Raw genomic sequence first — 14,325 nt, forward strand, 5'->3', positions numbered from 1 at the left:
CGTGCATATTACTGAAAAAAATACAATCTTTCAAAAACAACAGAAAATAATTACGGAAAATCGCAGGGATTCTTCAAAATTAAGAAATTCTTTATTGTTCCTATCCCCCTGTTCATGTATAATATATTAGTTGTAAAAACCGAAGATTCGGATACAAAACCCCTTAGGAATTAGGAGGAGATTGATTTGGCTGAAACCCTAGCAACATGGTTTGTAGAACATTTATCGGGCAGTGTTTCCAGAGAGATGATTGTATTCATCGTTTCGCTGCTGCCGATTCTGGAGCTGCGCGGCGGCATTATTGCAGGCTTTGCAATGGGGATGCACTGGCTGCCCACCTTCATCATTGCATATATCGGGAACCTTTTGCCGATTCCCTTTATTTTGTTATTCATCCGCTTTATCTTTCGCGTACTGAAAAAAACACCTCTGCACGGTTTGGTGGAATGGTGCGAGCGGAAGGCAGATGCGAAAAGTGACAAAATCCGAAAATACGCCTATTGGGGGGTCTATCTTTTCGTTGCCATGCCCCTGCCGGGGACGGGTGCATGGATGGGCGCACTCATCAGCGCACTTCTGCACATGGACCCCAAAAAGACCTTCCCCGTCATTATGCTTGGCGTTCTGACGGCAGGCATGATTGTTTCTGTGCTCAGCTTCGGCATCCTCGGCAATATTATCTAAAAGGAGAAAAACATGGCAGAAAGAATTTCAACCCCCAGCAAAACAAAAGAGATTATCGAAGCGAACCGCTTTGCATTTAAGAAAAATTTTGGTCAGAATTTTCTGATTGATTCCAATATTCTGGACAACATTGCTGCCTGCGCAGGCGTAACTAAAGAGGACTGTGTGCTGGAAATCGGCCCCGGCATCGGCTCTCTGACGCAGGTTCTGGCAGAAAATGCAAGACAGGTGGTTGCGGTGGAAATCGACAATACGCTGATTCCCATTCTGAAGCAGACCCTGGAGGACTATGACAATATCGAGATTCTGAATCAGGATATTCTGAAAACGGATATTGATGCCATCATCCGCGAAAAAAACGGCGGCAGACCGATTAAGGTCGTTGCAAACCTGCCCTATTACATCACCACGCCGATTATCATGGACCTTCTGGAAAACGAACGTCATGTGGACAGCATCACCGTTATGGTGCAGAAGGAGGTGGCGGAGCGGATGCAGGCACGCCCGAAGGAAAAGGAATACGGCGCGCTTTCCATTGCGGTGCAGTATTACTGTGATGCCAAGCTGGACATGATTGTGCAGCCGGCATGCTTCATGCCACGCCCGAAGGTGGCTTCTGCGGTGATTACGCTAAAGGTTCTGCCTGAGAGAAAGGTAAAAACAGCTGATGAAAAGCTATTTTTCCATCTGGTGAAATGTGCCTTTGGGCAGCGCAGAAAGACATTGATGAACTGCCTGTTTCATCTGGGCAACCTCGGCTTCAGCAAGGAGGAGCTGGCGGAGCTTCTGGAGGAGCTTGGCTGGGATACGCGGGTGCGCGGGGAAGCATTGGGCTTAGAGGAATTTGCCGCACTGACCGACAAAATCGCACAAAAAAAAGCAAGCATATAATCAAAAACCAGGAAACCTCATCTGAAACAGATGAGGTTTCAGACTGTAGACAAAGTAATTCTGAGGTAGCGGAAGGGCTTGGGAAACAAATCCGTTTCCCAAATGGAATCCGCAGTCGGAATTCATTTCCGACGAGGAAAACAGCGAGTTTCGAGGCTTTTAAGCTGATGGAACTCGTCTGTTTGTTCTTCTGTCTTAGCAAGTCGAAATCCTGATTTCGACTTAGGGTGTCGACTTTGTCGACACCCTAACCTCATCTGAAACAGATGAGGTTTTTTCATAAATTGACTTCTTTTTCACAGATTTTCGTCCGCATTATCTCCCTTTTTCTGCCAATTATTACCAATTCAGTATGCATCCTTCGACGGCATACGGCAGGCTTTTTACGCGGATTCGAGAAAAATCGGAAAATCTTGGTTTTTCTTGTCATTTCGGGCTTTTTTTGTCCTACGAATGGTTCTTGTCGGGGGAAATTTTCTATACTATAATCAACCCAAAAGCAAGGAAGTTCTGCATAAACATTCAGGAAGCTACAACGGGAGGGATTATTTTGAATCAAAATACAATAAAAGTGCTTTTGGCGGATGACAATAAGGATTTTTGCGACATCATCGTCGATCATTTGAATAAACAGGAGGACATTACTGTGGTGGCAGTTGCTATGGACGGTATTGATGCCATGAATAAAATCAGAGATACGCACCCGGATGTTGCGGTGATTGATGGCATTATGCCCCGTCTGGATGGGCTTGGCGTTCTGGAACGACTGCAAAAAACGGAGGAAGACGATCGCCCGATTACAATCATTCTTTCTGCGCTGAGTCAGGACAAGGTGGTGCAGAAGGCACTGGACTTAGGTGCAAGCTATTACATGGTGAAGCCCTTTGACATGGATGCGCTGACACAGCGGATTCGCCAGCTGATGCAGGAGCAGAAGCCGCTTCTGAAAGCCGTTGCCCCCATTACCGCAAACACTGCCGTGTACGACCTAGAAACAAAGGTGACGAATATTCTGCATGAAATCGGCGTGCCGGCACATATTCGCGGCTATCATTACATGCGCGAGGCAATCATCATGAGTGTCAACGATATGGATGTGCTGAATTATATCACGAAGGAGCTGTATCCTTCCATCGCAAAAAAATGCAACACCACGCCCAGCCGTGTGGAACGCGCCATTCGCCATGCGATTGAGGTTGCATGGAACCGCGGCAAGGTGGATGCGATTGATGCGCTGTTCGGCTACACCATCAATAACCATAAGGGCAAGCCTACCAATTCGGAATTTATTGCACTGATTGCAGACAGATTGCGGCTGGAAATGAAGGCAAGCTGAAAAAACAGAACAAAAAAAGGCACAGCATGAAAAGCATCATGCCATGCCTTTTTTTATTTCTCCAACGCCTCCATAGCGGCAAAGAACATATCGAAGGGGTCATCCCAGCCATCCAAGGGCTGTACGGCACTGCCATTGCAGCTACGGAACAGGTTGCAGAAAAATTCCTCCTGCTCGGAAAACAAACCACCCACAGTCAACGGAAAGCCCTCTGCAGTGCAAAGCTCACACAGCGCCAAAGCAGGGTCCTTTGCTTCCTTCACTGCCCAGATGCGTTTACGCAGCTCTGCATCCTCTCTTGCCTTTTGCAGCAGCTTATATAATTGCTCATTCATACAAATCCCCCATTTCTCTTTTGTTCTAGTTATAGATTAGTATAGCACCAATTTTTTTTGATGAAAATATTTTTTCAAAAAAAGATACCAACAAGCAATGCAAGCAGATGTACCGCGATGCAGAGCAGCACACCGACCACAGTCGGCAAAAGAAAGCTGAGCCCCGTCCAGAGCAAACTGCCGGTTTCCTTACGGATGGTCAGAAGCGTAGTGGCGCAGGGGAAATGGTTCAGCGAGAAAAGAATCACGCAGACTGCCGTCACCCATGTCCAGCCATTGGCGGCGAGAATGGCACCTGCCTGTGCAATGCCCTCCGCCTCTACCAGCGTGCCGCTTTGACTATAGACCATCAGAAGGATGGGGATGACGATTTCATTCGCAGGAATCCCAAGCAGAAATGCCATAAGAATTACGCCCGAAAGTCCCATGAGTGCGCCAAGCGGCTCCAAGAGGGCTGCCATGCCGTACAGGAGTGTATGCCCATTCACCATGATATTCTGGCAAAGCCAGATGACTGCGCCGGCAGGGATGGCAACCGTCACCGCTCTGGCGAGTACAAAAATCGTTCTGTCCAGCATACTGCGGACAATCACATCCCAAAGCTTCGGGCGGCGATACGGCGGCAGCTCCAGAACAAAGGCGGACGGCACACCGCGCAGTATGGTTTTGCTCAGCAAAAAGGAAACAGCAAGCGTAATGCCGACGGCAAGCACAATCAAAAGGAACACGAAGCCGCCTGCGGCAATAGGATTTCCCCTTGCAAAGAAAAAGCCCGAAAGCAAAATCAACGTCGGGAAACGCCCATTACAGGGAACGAAGCAGTTCGTGAGGATGGCGATCAGGCGTTCTCTGGGGGATTCAATGATGCGGCAGGCTGTGACCCCTGCGGCATTGCAGCCAAAGCCCATGCACATCGTCAATGCCTGCTTCCCATGCGCCCCCGCCTTTTGAAACAAGCCATCCAGATTAAAGGCAATCCGTGGCAGCAAACCGAAATCCTCTAACAATGTAAACAACGGAAAAAAAATCGCCATCGGCGGCAGCATAACCGCCACCACCCAGCTTACCGTCAGCCAAACGCCATCCAGTAGCAGTCCTTGCAGCCAAAGGGGTGCTTGCAATGTCAGCAAGCCGTTTCGCATCACAGCACCGCATTGATGGAACTGCCGCATGAGAAATTCGGACGGCACATTTGCCCCTGCCACCGTAATCCAGAATACGCCGCCCAGCAGGAGCAGCATGAAGGGTATCCCCGTTTTCGGGGAAAGCAGGATTTTATCCATGCGCTCGGTGCGGCTATCGCGTTCCTCTTTTTTCTGCACCACTGCATCGCAGATTTCCTTTGCGCGAGAGAGGAAGGCAAGGGAGCGCTTTTCCTGAAATTCCGCGGAATGATAGCCGCTTTCCGTTTCAGGGGCAAAGGCATCCCAATCAATGCCTATGGGTCGGATGGATTTTCGCCCTTCTGCCACCGCAAGGAGCATTTCTTTAAGCTCCCGCAGACCTACTCCCTGCCTTGCCGCCATTTTAATTACAGGCACACCCGTCAGCTTCTCCAGACGCACATCATCCACAGAAATGCCCCTTTTCTCCGCTTCATCGGTGAGATTCAGACAGAAAATCACATTTTCCGTCAGCTCCATAATTTGCAGCCCCAAAGGAAGATTGCGTTCCAGAGAGGTCGCATCCAGAACCACAAGGACAATGTCCGGCTGCTCATAGCAGATAAAATCCTTAGCGGCGCGCTCCTCGGCACATTCGGAAAACAGGGAATAAATGCCCGGCAGGTCATACAGCTTCGCCTGCCATGCGCCAAAGGAAAATTCCCCGACTGCATTGCCGACGGTCTTCCCTGCCCAGTTGCCCGTATGCTGCTTCAGCCCGGTCAGTGCATTGAAAACGGTGCTTTTCCCCGTATTGGGGTTGCCTGCCAAAGCAATCCGCAGGCGTGTTTTCTCAGGCATCCTACATCCCCTCCTCCACAAAAATACGCGCGGCATCGGCATCGCGCAGAGCAATCAGCGTATCCTTCACCCGATACACTCGTGTGCCGCCGCCCGCACATTCATACAGCGGCAAAACCCGACTGTCTCGGAAAAAGCCCAGATCAAACAGACGCAGATAGCCTTCTCCCCGTACCTCCTGCACGAAGCAAGGACATTCCACAGGAATTTCCGTCAGCTTCTTGGGCATATCCATTCCTCCTTCAATGGTTTGATATATTCAATATATCCGAAGGAGGCGGTTCGGGTGCTTGTCAAAGGGATTCTCTTAATTGTAAACCATTTCACTTTTTATCATTGACAATAAAAGCCGCCTATGTTATACTTCCAAAAAACGGAGGTAAGAAACATGAATACAACAACAATGCAACAAAACAAAACAAGAGATATTGTCTTTATCGGGATTTTCGCCGCACTGATTGCCATCTGCTCGTGGATTTCCATTCCCACAACCGTCCCCTTCACTTTGCAGACGATGGGTGTTTTTACGGCAGTCGGGCTTCTGGGCGGCAAGCGCGGCAGTCTTGCAGTTCTTGTCTACATCCTGCTGGGTCTGGTAGGTCTGCCTGTATTTGCAGGCTTTTCCGGCGGTGTCGGCGTTCTGTTCGGCACAACAGGCGGCTATATTATCGGCTTTCTGGCATCTGCTCTGCTGATGTGGGGCATAGAGACCGTCTGCGGCAGAGGTAAAATTGTGCTTGCCATTTCCATGGTGCTTGGTCTAGTAGTCTGCTACGCCATCGGGACGCTCTGGTTTATGGTGGTTTACGCGAAAACCTCCGGCGCAGTTGGATTGGGTACCGTTCTGGGATGGTGCGTCATTCCCTTCATTATCCCCGATCTGATTAAAATTGGGATTGCATTGCTTCTGACGGAGCGTTTCCGGAAGGTGATTGCATGAAAAATGTAGAAATAAAGTTGCGGGCACATCATGGGATGTGCCTTGCTTTCTTTGAGGGAAAGGGCTACAGCGCCGGCTTTACTGCCCACATGGCGCAGATTCTGGAATATTTGGAGCAGGAAAACCCAACCGTTACAGTTGTTGCGGAGGCGGACTGCATTTGTGCCGCCTGTCCCCATCTTGCAAACGGCATTTGCGAAAGTGCAGACTTGGTGCAAAGCTATGACAGACAGGTGCTTTCCCTTTGCGGCATGGAGGAACACTCCCCTTCGGATTGGGAGAGCTTTTCCGCACGGGTGGCAGAGCGCATCCTTTCCCAAGGAAAGCGGAGCGAAATCTGCGGCGGGTGTCAATGGAGCAGCATCTGCAAAGAAAAAGAGGCTCTGTACCGTCTGTGATTTCTATGGTAGGATAAACAAGAGGTGATACTATGACAAAGGACGCAGTTCTTGCGATTTTGAGAAAAGAAAACGATTATATTTCAGGGGAACACATCAGCCGACTTCTGGGCGTAAGCCGCGCGGCGGTCAACACTGCCGTAAAAGCATTGCGCGCGGATGGCTATGAGATTTCCTCCTCGACAAATAAGGGCTACCATCTGGATGCCGTACCGAACAGCATTTCCGCGCAGGAGCTTGCCGCCTATCTGGATGAAGCGCGCATGCAGACGGTGGAATGTCTGGCTTCCGTGGATTCGACCAACAACCGTCTGCGTGAGCTGGCACTTGCGGGCGCACCAAACGGGCAGGTGGTGCTCGCCAACGAGCAGACACAGGGGAAAGGCAGACGTGGGCGTGCCTTTGCTTCTCCGCAGGATAACGGAATTTATCTTTCCATCCTCTTTCATCCCGACACCCTGCCGACGGATATCGTGGAGATTACGGCATGGACGGCGGTTGCCACAAATAATGCCATCGAGGAGGTCTGCGGCGTGCGTGCAGGCATCAAATGGGTAAATGATTTAGTCATCGACCGCAAAAAAATCTGTGGGATTCTGACGGAAATGTCTGTGGAAAGCGAAAGCGGCTATATTCAGTACCTCATCATCGGGATTGGCATTAACGTGAATGAGCAGGCGGAGGATTTCCCCGAGGAGGTGCGGCACATTGCAACCTCCTTGGCAATGGAAACAGGAAAAACCCATTCCCGCGCAGCGCTTGCCGCCGCACTGATTCGGGAGCTGGACAGCATGTGTCAGGCTTGGCCGAAGGAAAAAACGGAATATCTGGAGACCTACCGCAGGGACAACATCACAACGGGAAAGGAAATCACCGTTGTGCGCGGTACAGAGGAAGCACCTGCCTTTGCGGTTGCCATCGGGGATGATTTTTCTCTGAGGGTGCGCTATGCCGATGGACGAAGCGAGGCGCTTTCCAGTGGAGAAATCAGCATTAAGGGATTATATAATTAAGTCGAAATCATATAAAAAAGCCTTCCATTTTCACGGAAGGCTTTTCTTTGTTTTCAGCTTAGATTCTTTCTTTGAATACATCTACCATGTCCAGCTTTTCCCAAGGCAAATCCAAATCGGTTCTGCCGAAGTGACCATAAGCCGCTACCTGCTTATAGATGGGTCTTCTCAGATCGAAGTTTTTGATGATTGCCGCAGGGCGCAGGTCGAAGTTTTTCTTTACGATTTCTGTGATTTCTTCATCGGAAAGCTTCCCTGTGCCATAGGTATTTACCAGAATGGAAACGGGCTGTGCCACGCCGATTGCGTAAGCAAGCTGTACCTCACATTTTCTTGCAATGCCGCTGGCAACAATATTTTTTGCAACGTGTCTTGCCGCATAGCAGGCGGAACGGTCAACCTTTGTAGGGTCCTTACCGGAGAATGCGCCGCCGCCATGTGCCGCATAGCCGCCATAGGTATCCACGATAATCTTTCTGCCTGTCAGACCGGAGTCACCCATAGGGCCGCCGATAACAAATCTGCCTGTAGGGTTGATGTAATATTTTGTGTTTGCATCCAGCAGAGAGGCAGGGATGACCTTCTTCACTACATTTTCGATGATATCCTGTTCAATCTGGCTATGCTCCACATCGGGATCATGCTGAGAGGACACAACAACGGTATCCACTCTTACGGGTGTATCGTCCTCATATTCCACTGTCACCTGTGCCTTGCCATCGGGGCGCAGATATGCCAGTGTACCGTTTTTACGCACCTCTGCCAGTCTTCTTGTCAGCTTATGGGACAGGGAAATAGGCAGGGGCATCAGTTCCTCTGTTTCATCGCAGGCAAAGCCGAACATCATGCCCTGATCGCCGGCACCTGTATCAAATTCGCTGTCATCCGCGCCTGTTTTGTTTTCCAGAGAATGGTCAACGCCCAGTGCGATATCGGGGGACTGTCCGTGGATAGCGGTCAGAACGGAGCAGGTTTCGCTGTCGAAGCCGTATTTTGCTCTGGTGTAGCCGATTTCTGTCAAGGTTTCTCTGACGATTTTTTCAACATCAACATAAGCCTCTGTTGTAATTTCACCCATAACCATAATCATGCCTGTTGTGGTGCAGGTTTCGCAGGCAACACGGGAATTGGGGTCCTTTGCCAAAAGTGCGTCCAGCACGCCGTCGGAAATCTGGTCACAGATTTTATCGGGATGTCCCTCTGTAACAGATTCGGATGTAAATAATCTTCTGCTCATTTTTTGTTCTCCTTTTTTACACAAATGTTTAGTGACTGTGAATAAAGTTTTCTAAGGAGAGACGTGTTTGCATTGTTTTTCCGAAAGCCTTTTTTGCTTCTTCTTCAACAAAAGAAAGCCCCGCAGGGCTTTTACATCAATCTCATCTTCCGCAATGCTGCGGGGGAATTAGCACCGATGCGTTTCCGCCGGTTGCCGGGTGTCACAGGGCCCTGTCCCTCAACCACTCTTGATAAGTCCTTTATTCACTTCCTGTTGTATTTTATCGGGAAAATGGATGTCTGTCAATAAAAAATCCGCTGATTCGGGCAATTCCCACAAATTGCATAGGACACTGCCGCAAAACAGCGGAAAAACAAGACAGTTTTACATCATATCTTTTTTGCTCAGCCTGCGATTTTCTTTGCCAGAAGCGCCGCCGATGCTTCCAGACCGTCTAAATCGTCACCATCAAAGCGGCCGCTGACGGGGCTGTCGATATCCAGAACGCCAAGCACCTCTCCTGCATCATTCAGCAATGGCACAACGATTTCTGCATTGGAATTGCAGTCACAGGCAATATGTCCGGCGAAGCAATGCACATCTGCTACCAGCTGTGTGCGTTTTTCCGCCCAGCCTGTGCCGCAGACCCCCTTGCCATAGCCGATTCTGCTGACCGCAGGCTTACCCTGAAAAGGCCCAAGCACAAGCTCCTCACCCTTTACCATGTAAAAGCCAACCCAGTTAATGTCCTTGAGCGCGATGCCCAGAACCGCAGACGCATTCGCAAGAATTGCTGTTTCGTCTGTTTCGTTCTCCGTATATTTTTCAAGCTGTTCCTTCAAAAGCGCGTAAAAAGCACCTTTTTCCGCAGGATATTCCACAGGGATATATGCCATAACAAATCCTTCCTTTCTGCTTTCTCTTTTGTTTTTTATAATTTTTATATCGGAAACCACAGGCATCTGTCAAGAAAAATTTTTCTATTCTTCCTCTTTTCTCAAAAGGGGCAAAAGCACCTCGCCCCATGCCGCAGAGAGCCGCTCCAGATTCCACGCCGCATTGGCAGGGCTGGTCGAGGGAAGCTGCACCGCAGAAATCCCCAATCGCTCCTCCTGATATTTTCGATATAATTTATAGGACATGCCGCCGTTGCAGAGGATAGCGACCCTGCCTGTAACGGCAAGAATCCGCTCCAAATCGGCAGGCTCCACATTTTTAATGCTGCTGTCACTGCTCCCGATGATATCACAGCTATGAATCACATCATGCAAAGCAATATGGTTGCGCAGCAGCAGTGCCTTCTTTTCCGCAATGCTTTGGGGAACCCTCTCGCCCGTCACTGCCGCAAGCATTTTCCAGAAGCGATTCTGCGGATGTCCGTAATAAAAGCCAACCTCACGAGATTTCTTAGAGGGGGCTGTCCCCAGAATCAGTACCCTGCAATCTGCATCGCAGACGGGGGCAAATTCCTGCGTCACCCGCTCCCAGTGCTTTTCGTTTTCTTCGGTTTTCGCTGTTTTCTCCTTCTTCATGCAATCAGTCCTCTTTCAGCCAGCTTGCCGCATCCAGTGCGTGATAGGTAATCAGGATGGAGGCACCTGCGCGCTTCATGGCAATCAGATTTTCCATGACAATCCGCTTTTCCTCTATCCAGCCCTGCTGTGCCGCCGCCTTCACCATGGCATATTCGCCGCTGACGTTATAGACGGCAATGGGTAAATCAAAGCGATTTGCCGCCGCTTCGACCACATCCAGATATGCAAGGGCAGGCTTGATGATATAAAAATCTGCGCCCTCCTCGATATCATCCGCAATTTCACGCAGGGCTTCCTTTTTATTGCAGACATCCATCTGATAGGAGCGTCTGTCCCCAAACTGCGGTGCGGAATGTGCCGCATCCCGAAAGGGGCCGTAATAGCCGGAGGCAAATTTCGCGCTGTACGCCATGATGGGGATATGCAGAAGGCCCGCTTCATCCAGAGCATGACGAATTGCCGCCACGCGCCCGTCCATCATATCCGAAGGGGCGATGATATCCGCGCCTGCCTGCGCGAGCGTAACGCTCATTTTCGCCAGAAGGGGCAGGGTTTCATCATTTAAAATATGCTCTCCCTCAACTAAGCCGCAATGCCCATGCGAGGTATATTCGCAAAGGCAAACATCCGCAACCACAAGCAGAGAGGGATACTTCTTTTTGATATGGCGAATGGCTCTCTGGGTGATGCCGTCCGGAGCATACGCCTGCGAGCCGACCGCATCCTTTTCCTTGGGAATCCCGAAAATCAACACGCCTGAAATGCCGCTTGCCGCCACCTCTGCGAGCATTTCATCCATGCGGTCAACGGAATATTGGAACACGCCCGGCATAGAAGGAATCGGATTTTTGATATTCTCCCCTTCTATCACAAAAATGGGGTAAATCATCTCCTCTGCGGAAATTCTGGTTTCGCGCACCAGCCTTCGCATGGCTTCTGAGCCGCGCAGTCTTCTGAATCTTCTCATTTGTCCGTCTCCTTTTCGGTTGTTTTTGTTTTGCTTGCTTCTTCCAAAATCACCTCTATGATGCCATCCACATTGAAGGTCTGCGCCGTCAGAGCAGGAAAATCCCCATAGGACGCAAGCGTTTTCGCGGTAGAGGTACCGATGCAGACCGCCGTTGTGCCTTGGGGCATTGTGCCGCCCTGTGCAAAAAAGCCGCGCACGCCCGAGCCGCTCGCAAAGGTGATAAAATCCATTTCCTTGGCTGCTTCATGGGCAAAGCGGCGTTTTTCGGCATCAATGGCAATATCATATAATTTTACATCTGTGTATTGCTTCTTTTCTTTTGCTAAAATCTCCGTCAGGACAGGAGAACCCTGCGCCGCACGGAGAATCAGAATTTTTTCATCCGCACCGACTACACTGCAAAGCCCCTTCGCAAGGCTTTCCACATCGTAGGTTTTGGGGAGAAAGGCGGGATAAATGCCGCGCTTTTCCAGAGCGGCGGCTGTGCCTGTGCCGATGACGGCAAACCGCAGCTGCGCCAGTGTGCGGATGTCGATTCTCCGCTTTTGCAGCGCTTGAAAAAAAATTTCAACCCCGTTAGGGCTTGTGAATACCGCCCATGTATAGGCGGTGATGCTCTGCAATGCCTGTTCTAAGGCTTCATTTTCCCAATCGGGAACGAGAGTGGCGTAATCCAGCTCCGTGACAGTCGCACCCAATTCCTCTAAGCGGTTCCTGAGCTTCTTCGTGATGGATTTTGTGCCGGTTACGCCGATTTTCACGCCGTATAGGGGATACTCGATTGTGCCCGAAAGCTGCATTCCTGCCGTTTCGCCAATCACGATGACGGCAGGGGCGGCGAGATTGGCTTTTCTTGTTTTCGCTGCCAGATTGCACAGCTTCGCGCGGACAACCCGCTGCTTAGGGGTTGTTCCCCTGGAAATGACAGCCGCAGGGGTATCGGCAGGCTTGCCGCCCTGCAATAAGCCGTTTGTGATTTCCTCCAGATGATGCAGACCCATCAGAAAAACAAGCGTACCTTCCAGTTTTGCAAGGGTATCTATCTGTTCCGTCAGTGTCTCTGCGCCATCTGCCGCGGTATGCCCTGTTATGACATGAAAGCTGCGCGCAAGCCTCCGATGGGTGACGGGAATCCCTGCCGCCGCAGGCACTGCAACCGCAGAGCTTACGCCCGAAACCACCTCATACGGGATGCCTGCCGCCTGCAAGGCAAGCACCTCCTCGCCCCCTCTGCCAAACACGAAGGGGTCGCCGCCCTTCAGCCGTACAACCATTTTCCCCTCCTGTGCCTTGGCAACAAGCAGAGCATTGATTTCCGCCTGCGGCATGGAATGTCTGCCATAACGCTTGCCGACAAAAAGCCTTTCGCAGTCCGTCCGGGTTTCCTCCAGAAGCTTGGGGGAGGACAAATCATCATAGAACACTGCATCGCATGCCCGCAGAAGGCGCAGACCCTTCCATGTAATCAAATCGGGATTGCCGCAGCCTGCCCCGACCAGATAAACCGTTCCGCTCATTTCCGCAACCTCCCGACTACCTCCGCCGCCAGCTGCAAACGCGCCGCAACGGGTGCCTTGCCCTCGGCATAGCCTTCCCCATACATCGCACGCAGACGGATGACCTCCCCTGCCATTTCGGCAAACGCCGCCACAGGCGCACTGCAATCCGCACCCAAAAGCCGCAGCACCGCGCGCTCCGTTTCAAAAATATACTGCGTTTCGAGGTGGGTCATTGCGCCGACAAAAGAGGACAATTCCCGTTTGCCCTCGGCAACGATGATCCCCTGACACGCCGCAGGGAGAAATTCCTCAGGGGAAAGAACGCGGAAGGCATAGCCATCCGCTTCGGTGATGCCCATACGGTCAAGCCCTGCCTTGGCAAGAAGAATGGCATCATATTCCCCATCCTTCAGCTTTTGCAGACGCGTCTGAATATTGCCGCGAATGAGCCGACATTCTGCCCAAGGAAAAACCTTTGCCGCGCACTGCTCCCGACGAAGGCTGCCCGTGCCGATGATTTTACAAGCCTCAGCTTTTTTCCCCTTCGGCATGACAAGCACATCTCGTGGGTCATCCCGTTTGAGCACGCCAATGATTTCCAGACCATCTGCCAGAAGCACCGGCAAATCCTTGCCGCTGTGAATGGCAATGTCAATTTCATCGCGCAGAAGCATTTCTTCAAATTCGGACGCAAAAACGCCCTTCCCCTGATTACTGATTGCCCAGAGGGGCTTATCCAGAATCAGATCCCCTCTTGTGTGGAAGGGGACAATTTCGGTTTCCAAGGCAGGATGCACCTTTGCCAGTGCCGCCAGCGCCAGCTCCGTCTGTCTGGCAGAAAGCAGACTTTTTCTTGTGCCGACTCTCAGCTTTTTCACTGCTCCCCCTCCTTTCTTATGATTTCCTCGATTTCTGCTTGGGATACATTCCCGTTTTTCTCTAAGGCAAGGCGGAAAATATGCCGCAGCACCTGTTCTCTTTTTCCGCTGTCTGCAAAGGCTGCCTTCACGCGTCCGCGCACCTCCGCCATAACGTCTATCACATCGGCAAAGCCTGTGGGGATGGCATCCTCCATCTGCTCGCGGATGAAGCGCGCCGCCAAGGGGCTTGCACCTCCTGTGGAAAAGCCTGCAACAAATGCGCCCCGCTTCACCAGAGCCGGAAAGAAAAAGCTGCATTTTTCGGCATCATCCACAATATTGACAGGGATATGCTTTGCATGGCAGACAGCAGCAATCCTCGCGTTGACAGCCTCGCAATCTGTTGCGCCGATGACAAAGCACATATCCTCTACATCCTCTGCCTGAAATTCTTTGCGGATGCGGCAGATGCCCTCTGTCTGCTCGATTTCCGCACAAAAAGAAGGAGAAACCACCGTTATCTCCACGCCAAAGGGCAGCAATTTTTCAATTTTTCTGAAAGCAACCGTTCCGCCGCCCACAACCAGACAGCGCTTCTGCCCAATCTCCACAAAAAAGGGAAAATAACTCATACTTCTCCTCCGCTCGATTCTTCTCTCTCATTGATTCAGAATCTTAGTA

16 protein-coding genes and 1 riboswitch are annotated in these 14,325 nt (G+C 50.9%); of the genes, 6 read left to right on the plus strand and 10 right to left on the minus strand.

Going from position 1 to position 14,325, the window contains the following annotated elements; genetic code table 11:
* The first annotated feature begins 186 nt into the window (after positions 1–186).
* The 3 genes from EJE48_RS03210 (at position 187) to spo0A (ending at position 2,911) form a co-directional block, all read left to right on the plus strand.
* Positions 187–684, plus strand: a complete 498-nt coding sequence (locus tag EJE48_RS03210) for a COG2426 family protein (RefSeq protein ID WP_243107951.1) — start codon at positions 187–189, stop codon at positions 682–684.
* A 12-nt stretch (positions 685–696) separates the two neighbouring features.
* Entirely contained in the window at positions 697–1,575 is an 879-nt protein-coding gene (rsmA, locus tag EJE48_RS03215) for a 16S rRNA (adenine(1518)-N(6)/adenine(1519)-N(6))-dimethyltransferase RsmA (RefSeq protein WP_118579995.1), read from the plus strand.
* Positions 1,576–2,125: 550 nt separating this feature from the next.
* Positions 2,126–2,911 (plus strand): sporulation transcription factor Spo0A, encoded by a 786-nt coding sequence (gene spo0A / locus EJE48_RS03220; RefSeq protein WP_016407644.1) that lies wholly within the window; start codon positions 2,126–2,128, stop codon positions 2,909–2,911.
* A 53-nt stretch (positions 2,912–2,964) separates the two neighbouring features.
* On the opposite strand, the gene EJE48_RS03225 is transcribed toward spo0A, so the two are convergent.
* The 3 genes from EJE48_RS03225 to EJE48_RS03235 all read right to left on the minus strand — a co-directional run bounded on the left by EJE48_RS03225 (position 2,965) and on the right by EJE48_RS03235 (position 5,439).
* On the minus strand, positions 2,965–3,246 hold the full coding sequence (locus tag EJE48_RS03225; RefSeq protein WP_016407643.1) for a hypothetical protein: 282 nt from the start codon (positions 3,244–3,246) through the stop codon (positions 2,965–2,967).
* 74 nt (positions 3,247–3,320) lie between these two features.
* Positions 3,321–5,210: a ferrous iron transport protein B gene (gene feoB / locus EJE48_RS03230; protein WP_243107952.1), complete on the minus strand. Its 1,890-nt coding sequence runs from the start codon at positions 5,208–5,210 to the stop codon at positions 3,321–3,323.
* Position 5,211: 1 nt separating this feature from the next.
* Complete coding sequence (locus EJE48_RS03235; RefSeq protein WP_016407641.1) at positions 5,212–5,439, minus strand: FeoA family protein; 228 nt, start codon at positions 5,437–5,439, stop codon at positions 5,212–5,214.
* Positions 5,440–5,598: 159 nt separating this feature from the next.
* Here EJE48_RS03235 and EJE48_RS03240 point away from each other — a divergent pair, with 159 nt between their 5' ends.
* From EJE48_RS03240 to EJE48_RS03250, 3 genes are read left to right on the plus strand one after another with little or no spacing between them, the layout of a single operon-like run.
* The gene (locus EJE48_RS03240) at positions 5,599–6,150 is read left to right on the plus strand and encodes a biotin transporter BioY (RefSeq protein WP_118580004.1); all 552 of its coding nucleotides are present in this window, start codon (positions 5,599–5,601) and stop codon (positions 6,148–6,150) included.
* Positions 6,147–6,548 (plus strand): DUF1284 domain-containing protein, encoded by a 402-nt coding sequence (locus EJE48_RS03245; protein WP_118580007.1) that lies wholly within the window; start codon positions 6,147–6,149, stop codon positions 6,546–6,548. Before EJE48_RS03240 ends, EJE48_RS03245 begins: the two co-directional genes overlap by 4 nt.
* Positions 6,549–6,580: 32 nt before the next feature.
* Positions 6,581–7,561, plus strand: coding sequence for a biotin--[acetyl-CoA-carboxylase] ligase (locus EJE48_RS03250; RefSeq protein ID WP_118580010.1), 981 nt, complete (start codon positions 6,581–6,583; stop codon positions 7,559–7,561).
* A 58-nt stretch (positions 7,562–7,619) separates the two neighbouring features.
* On the opposite strand, the gene metK is transcribed toward EJE48_RS03250, so the two are convergent.
* The 7 genes from metK to EJE48_RS03285 form a co-directional block, all read right to left on the minus strand.
* Positions 7,620–8,798, minus strand: coding sequence for a methionine adenosyltransferase (gene metK, locus EJE48_RS03255; RefSeq protein ID WP_118580013.1), 1,179 nt, complete (start codon positions 8,796–8,798; stop codon positions 7,620–7,622).
* A 139-nt stretch (positions 8,799–8,937) separates the two neighbouring features.
* Positions 8,938–9,037: riboswitch (SAM riboswitch) on the minus strand.
* 147 nt (positions 9,038–9,184) lie between these two features.
* A complete protein-coding gene (locus EJE48_RS03260; RefSeq protein ID WP_118580487.1) occupies positions 9,185–9,676 on the minus strand; it encodes a GAF domain-containing protein in 492 nt (163 codons plus the stop codon).
* 84 nt (positions 9,677–9,760) lie between these two features.
* A complete protein-coding gene (locus EJE48_RS03265; RefSeq protein ID WP_118580016.1) occupies positions 9,761–10,312 on the minus strand; it encodes a DNA-deoxyinosine glycosylase in 552 nt (183 codons plus the stop codon).
* Between the two features lie 4 nt (positions 10,313–10,316).
* Complete coding sequence (hemB, locus tag EJE48_RS03270; protein WP_118580019.1) at positions 10,317–11,282, minus strand: porphobilinogen synthase; 966 nt, start codon at positions 11,280–11,282, stop codon at positions 10,317–10,319.
* Positions 11,279–12,802, minus strand: a complete 1,524-nt coding sequence (cobA, locus tag EJE48_RS03275; RefSeq protein ID WP_118580022.1) for a uroporphyrinogen-III C-methyltransferase — start codon at positions 12,800–12,802, stop codon at positions 11,279–11,281. The genes hemB and cobA overlap by 4 nt, the downstream gene beginning before the upstream one ends.
* Positions 12,799–13,662 (minus strand): hydroxymethylbilane synthase, encoded by an 864-nt coding sequence (gene hemC, locus EJE48_RS03280; RefSeq protein WP_160117306.1) that lies wholly within the window; start codon positions 13,660–13,662, stop codon positions 12,799–12,801. The genes cobA and hemC overlap by 4 nt, the downstream gene beginning before the upstream one ends.
* Positions 13,659–14,276, minus strand: coding sequence for a precorrin-2 dehydrogenase/sirohydrochlorin ferrochelatase family protein (locus tag EJE48_RS03285; protein WP_016407631.1), 618 nt, complete (start codon positions 14,274–14,276; stop codon positions 13,659–13,661). Before EJE48_RS03285 ends, hemC begins: the two co-directional genes overlap by 4 nt.
* Positions 14,277–14,325 lie beyond the last annotated feature (49 nt).

It is taken from the genome of Anaerotignum faecicola, from assembly GCF_003865035.1.
Classification (GTDB): Bacteria; Bacillota; Clostridia; order Lachnospirales; family Anaerotignaceae; genus Anaerotignum_A; species Anaerotignum_A faecicola.

What these genes read in the sequence shown, in the direction of transcription:
- hemB (WP_118580019.1), bottom strand. Translation starts at nt 11,282, where the DNA reads ATGAGAAGATTCAGAAGACTGCGCGGCTCAGAAGCCATGCGAAGGCTG.
- EJE48_RS03250 (WP_118580010.1), top strand. Translation starts at nt 6,581, where the DNA reads ATGACAAAGGACGCAGTTCTTGCGATTTTGAGAAAAGAAAACGATTAT.
- rsmA (WP_118579995.1), top strand. Translation starts at nt 697, where the DNA reads ATGGCAGAAAGAATTTCAACCCCCAGCAAAACAAAAGAGATTATCGAA.
- feoB (WP_243107952.1), bottom strand. Translation starts at nt 5,210, where the DNA reads ATGCCTGAGAAAACACGCCTGCGGATTGCTTTGGCAGGCAACCCCAAT.
- EJE48_RS03285 (WP_016407631.1), bottom strand. Translation starts at nt 14,276, where the DNA reads ATGAGTTATTTTCCCTTTTTTGTGGAGATTGGGCAGAAGCGCTGTCTG.
- EJE48_RS03235 (WP_016407641.1), bottom strand. Translation starts at nt 5,439, where the DNA reads ATGCCCAAGAAGCTGACGGAAATTCCTGTGGAATGTCCTTGCTTCGTG.
- EJE48_RS03245 (WP_118580007.1), top strand. Translation starts at nt 6,147, where the DNA reads ATGAAAAATGTAGAAATAAAGTTGCGGGCACATCATGGGATGTGCCTT.
- EJE48_RS03225 (WP_016407643.1), bottom strand. Translation starts at nt 3,246, where the DNA reads ATGAATGAGCAATTATATAAGCTGCTGCAAAAGGCAAGAGAGGATGCA.
- EJE48_RS03260 (WP_118580487.1), bottom strand. Translation starts at nt 9,676, where the DNA reads ATGGCATATATCCCTGTGGAATATCCTGCGGAAAAAGGTGCTTTTTAC.
- metK (WP_118580013.1), bottom strand. Translation starts at nt 8,798, where the DNA reads ATGAGCAGAAGATTATTTACATCCGAATCTGTTACAGAGGGACATCCC.
- cobA (WP_118580022.1), bottom strand. Translation starts at nt 12,802, where the DNA reads ATGAGCGGAACGGTTTATCTGGTCGGGGCAGGCTGCGGCAATCCCGAT.
- EJE48_RS03265 (WP_118580016.1), bottom strand. Translation starts at nt 10,312, where the DNA reads ATGAAGAAGGAGAAAACAGCGAAAACCGAAGAAAACGAAAAGCACTGG.
- EJE48_RS03240 (WP_118580004.1), top strand. Translation starts at nt 5,599, where the DNA reads ATGAATACAACAACAATGCAACAAAACAAAACAAGAGATATTGTCTTT.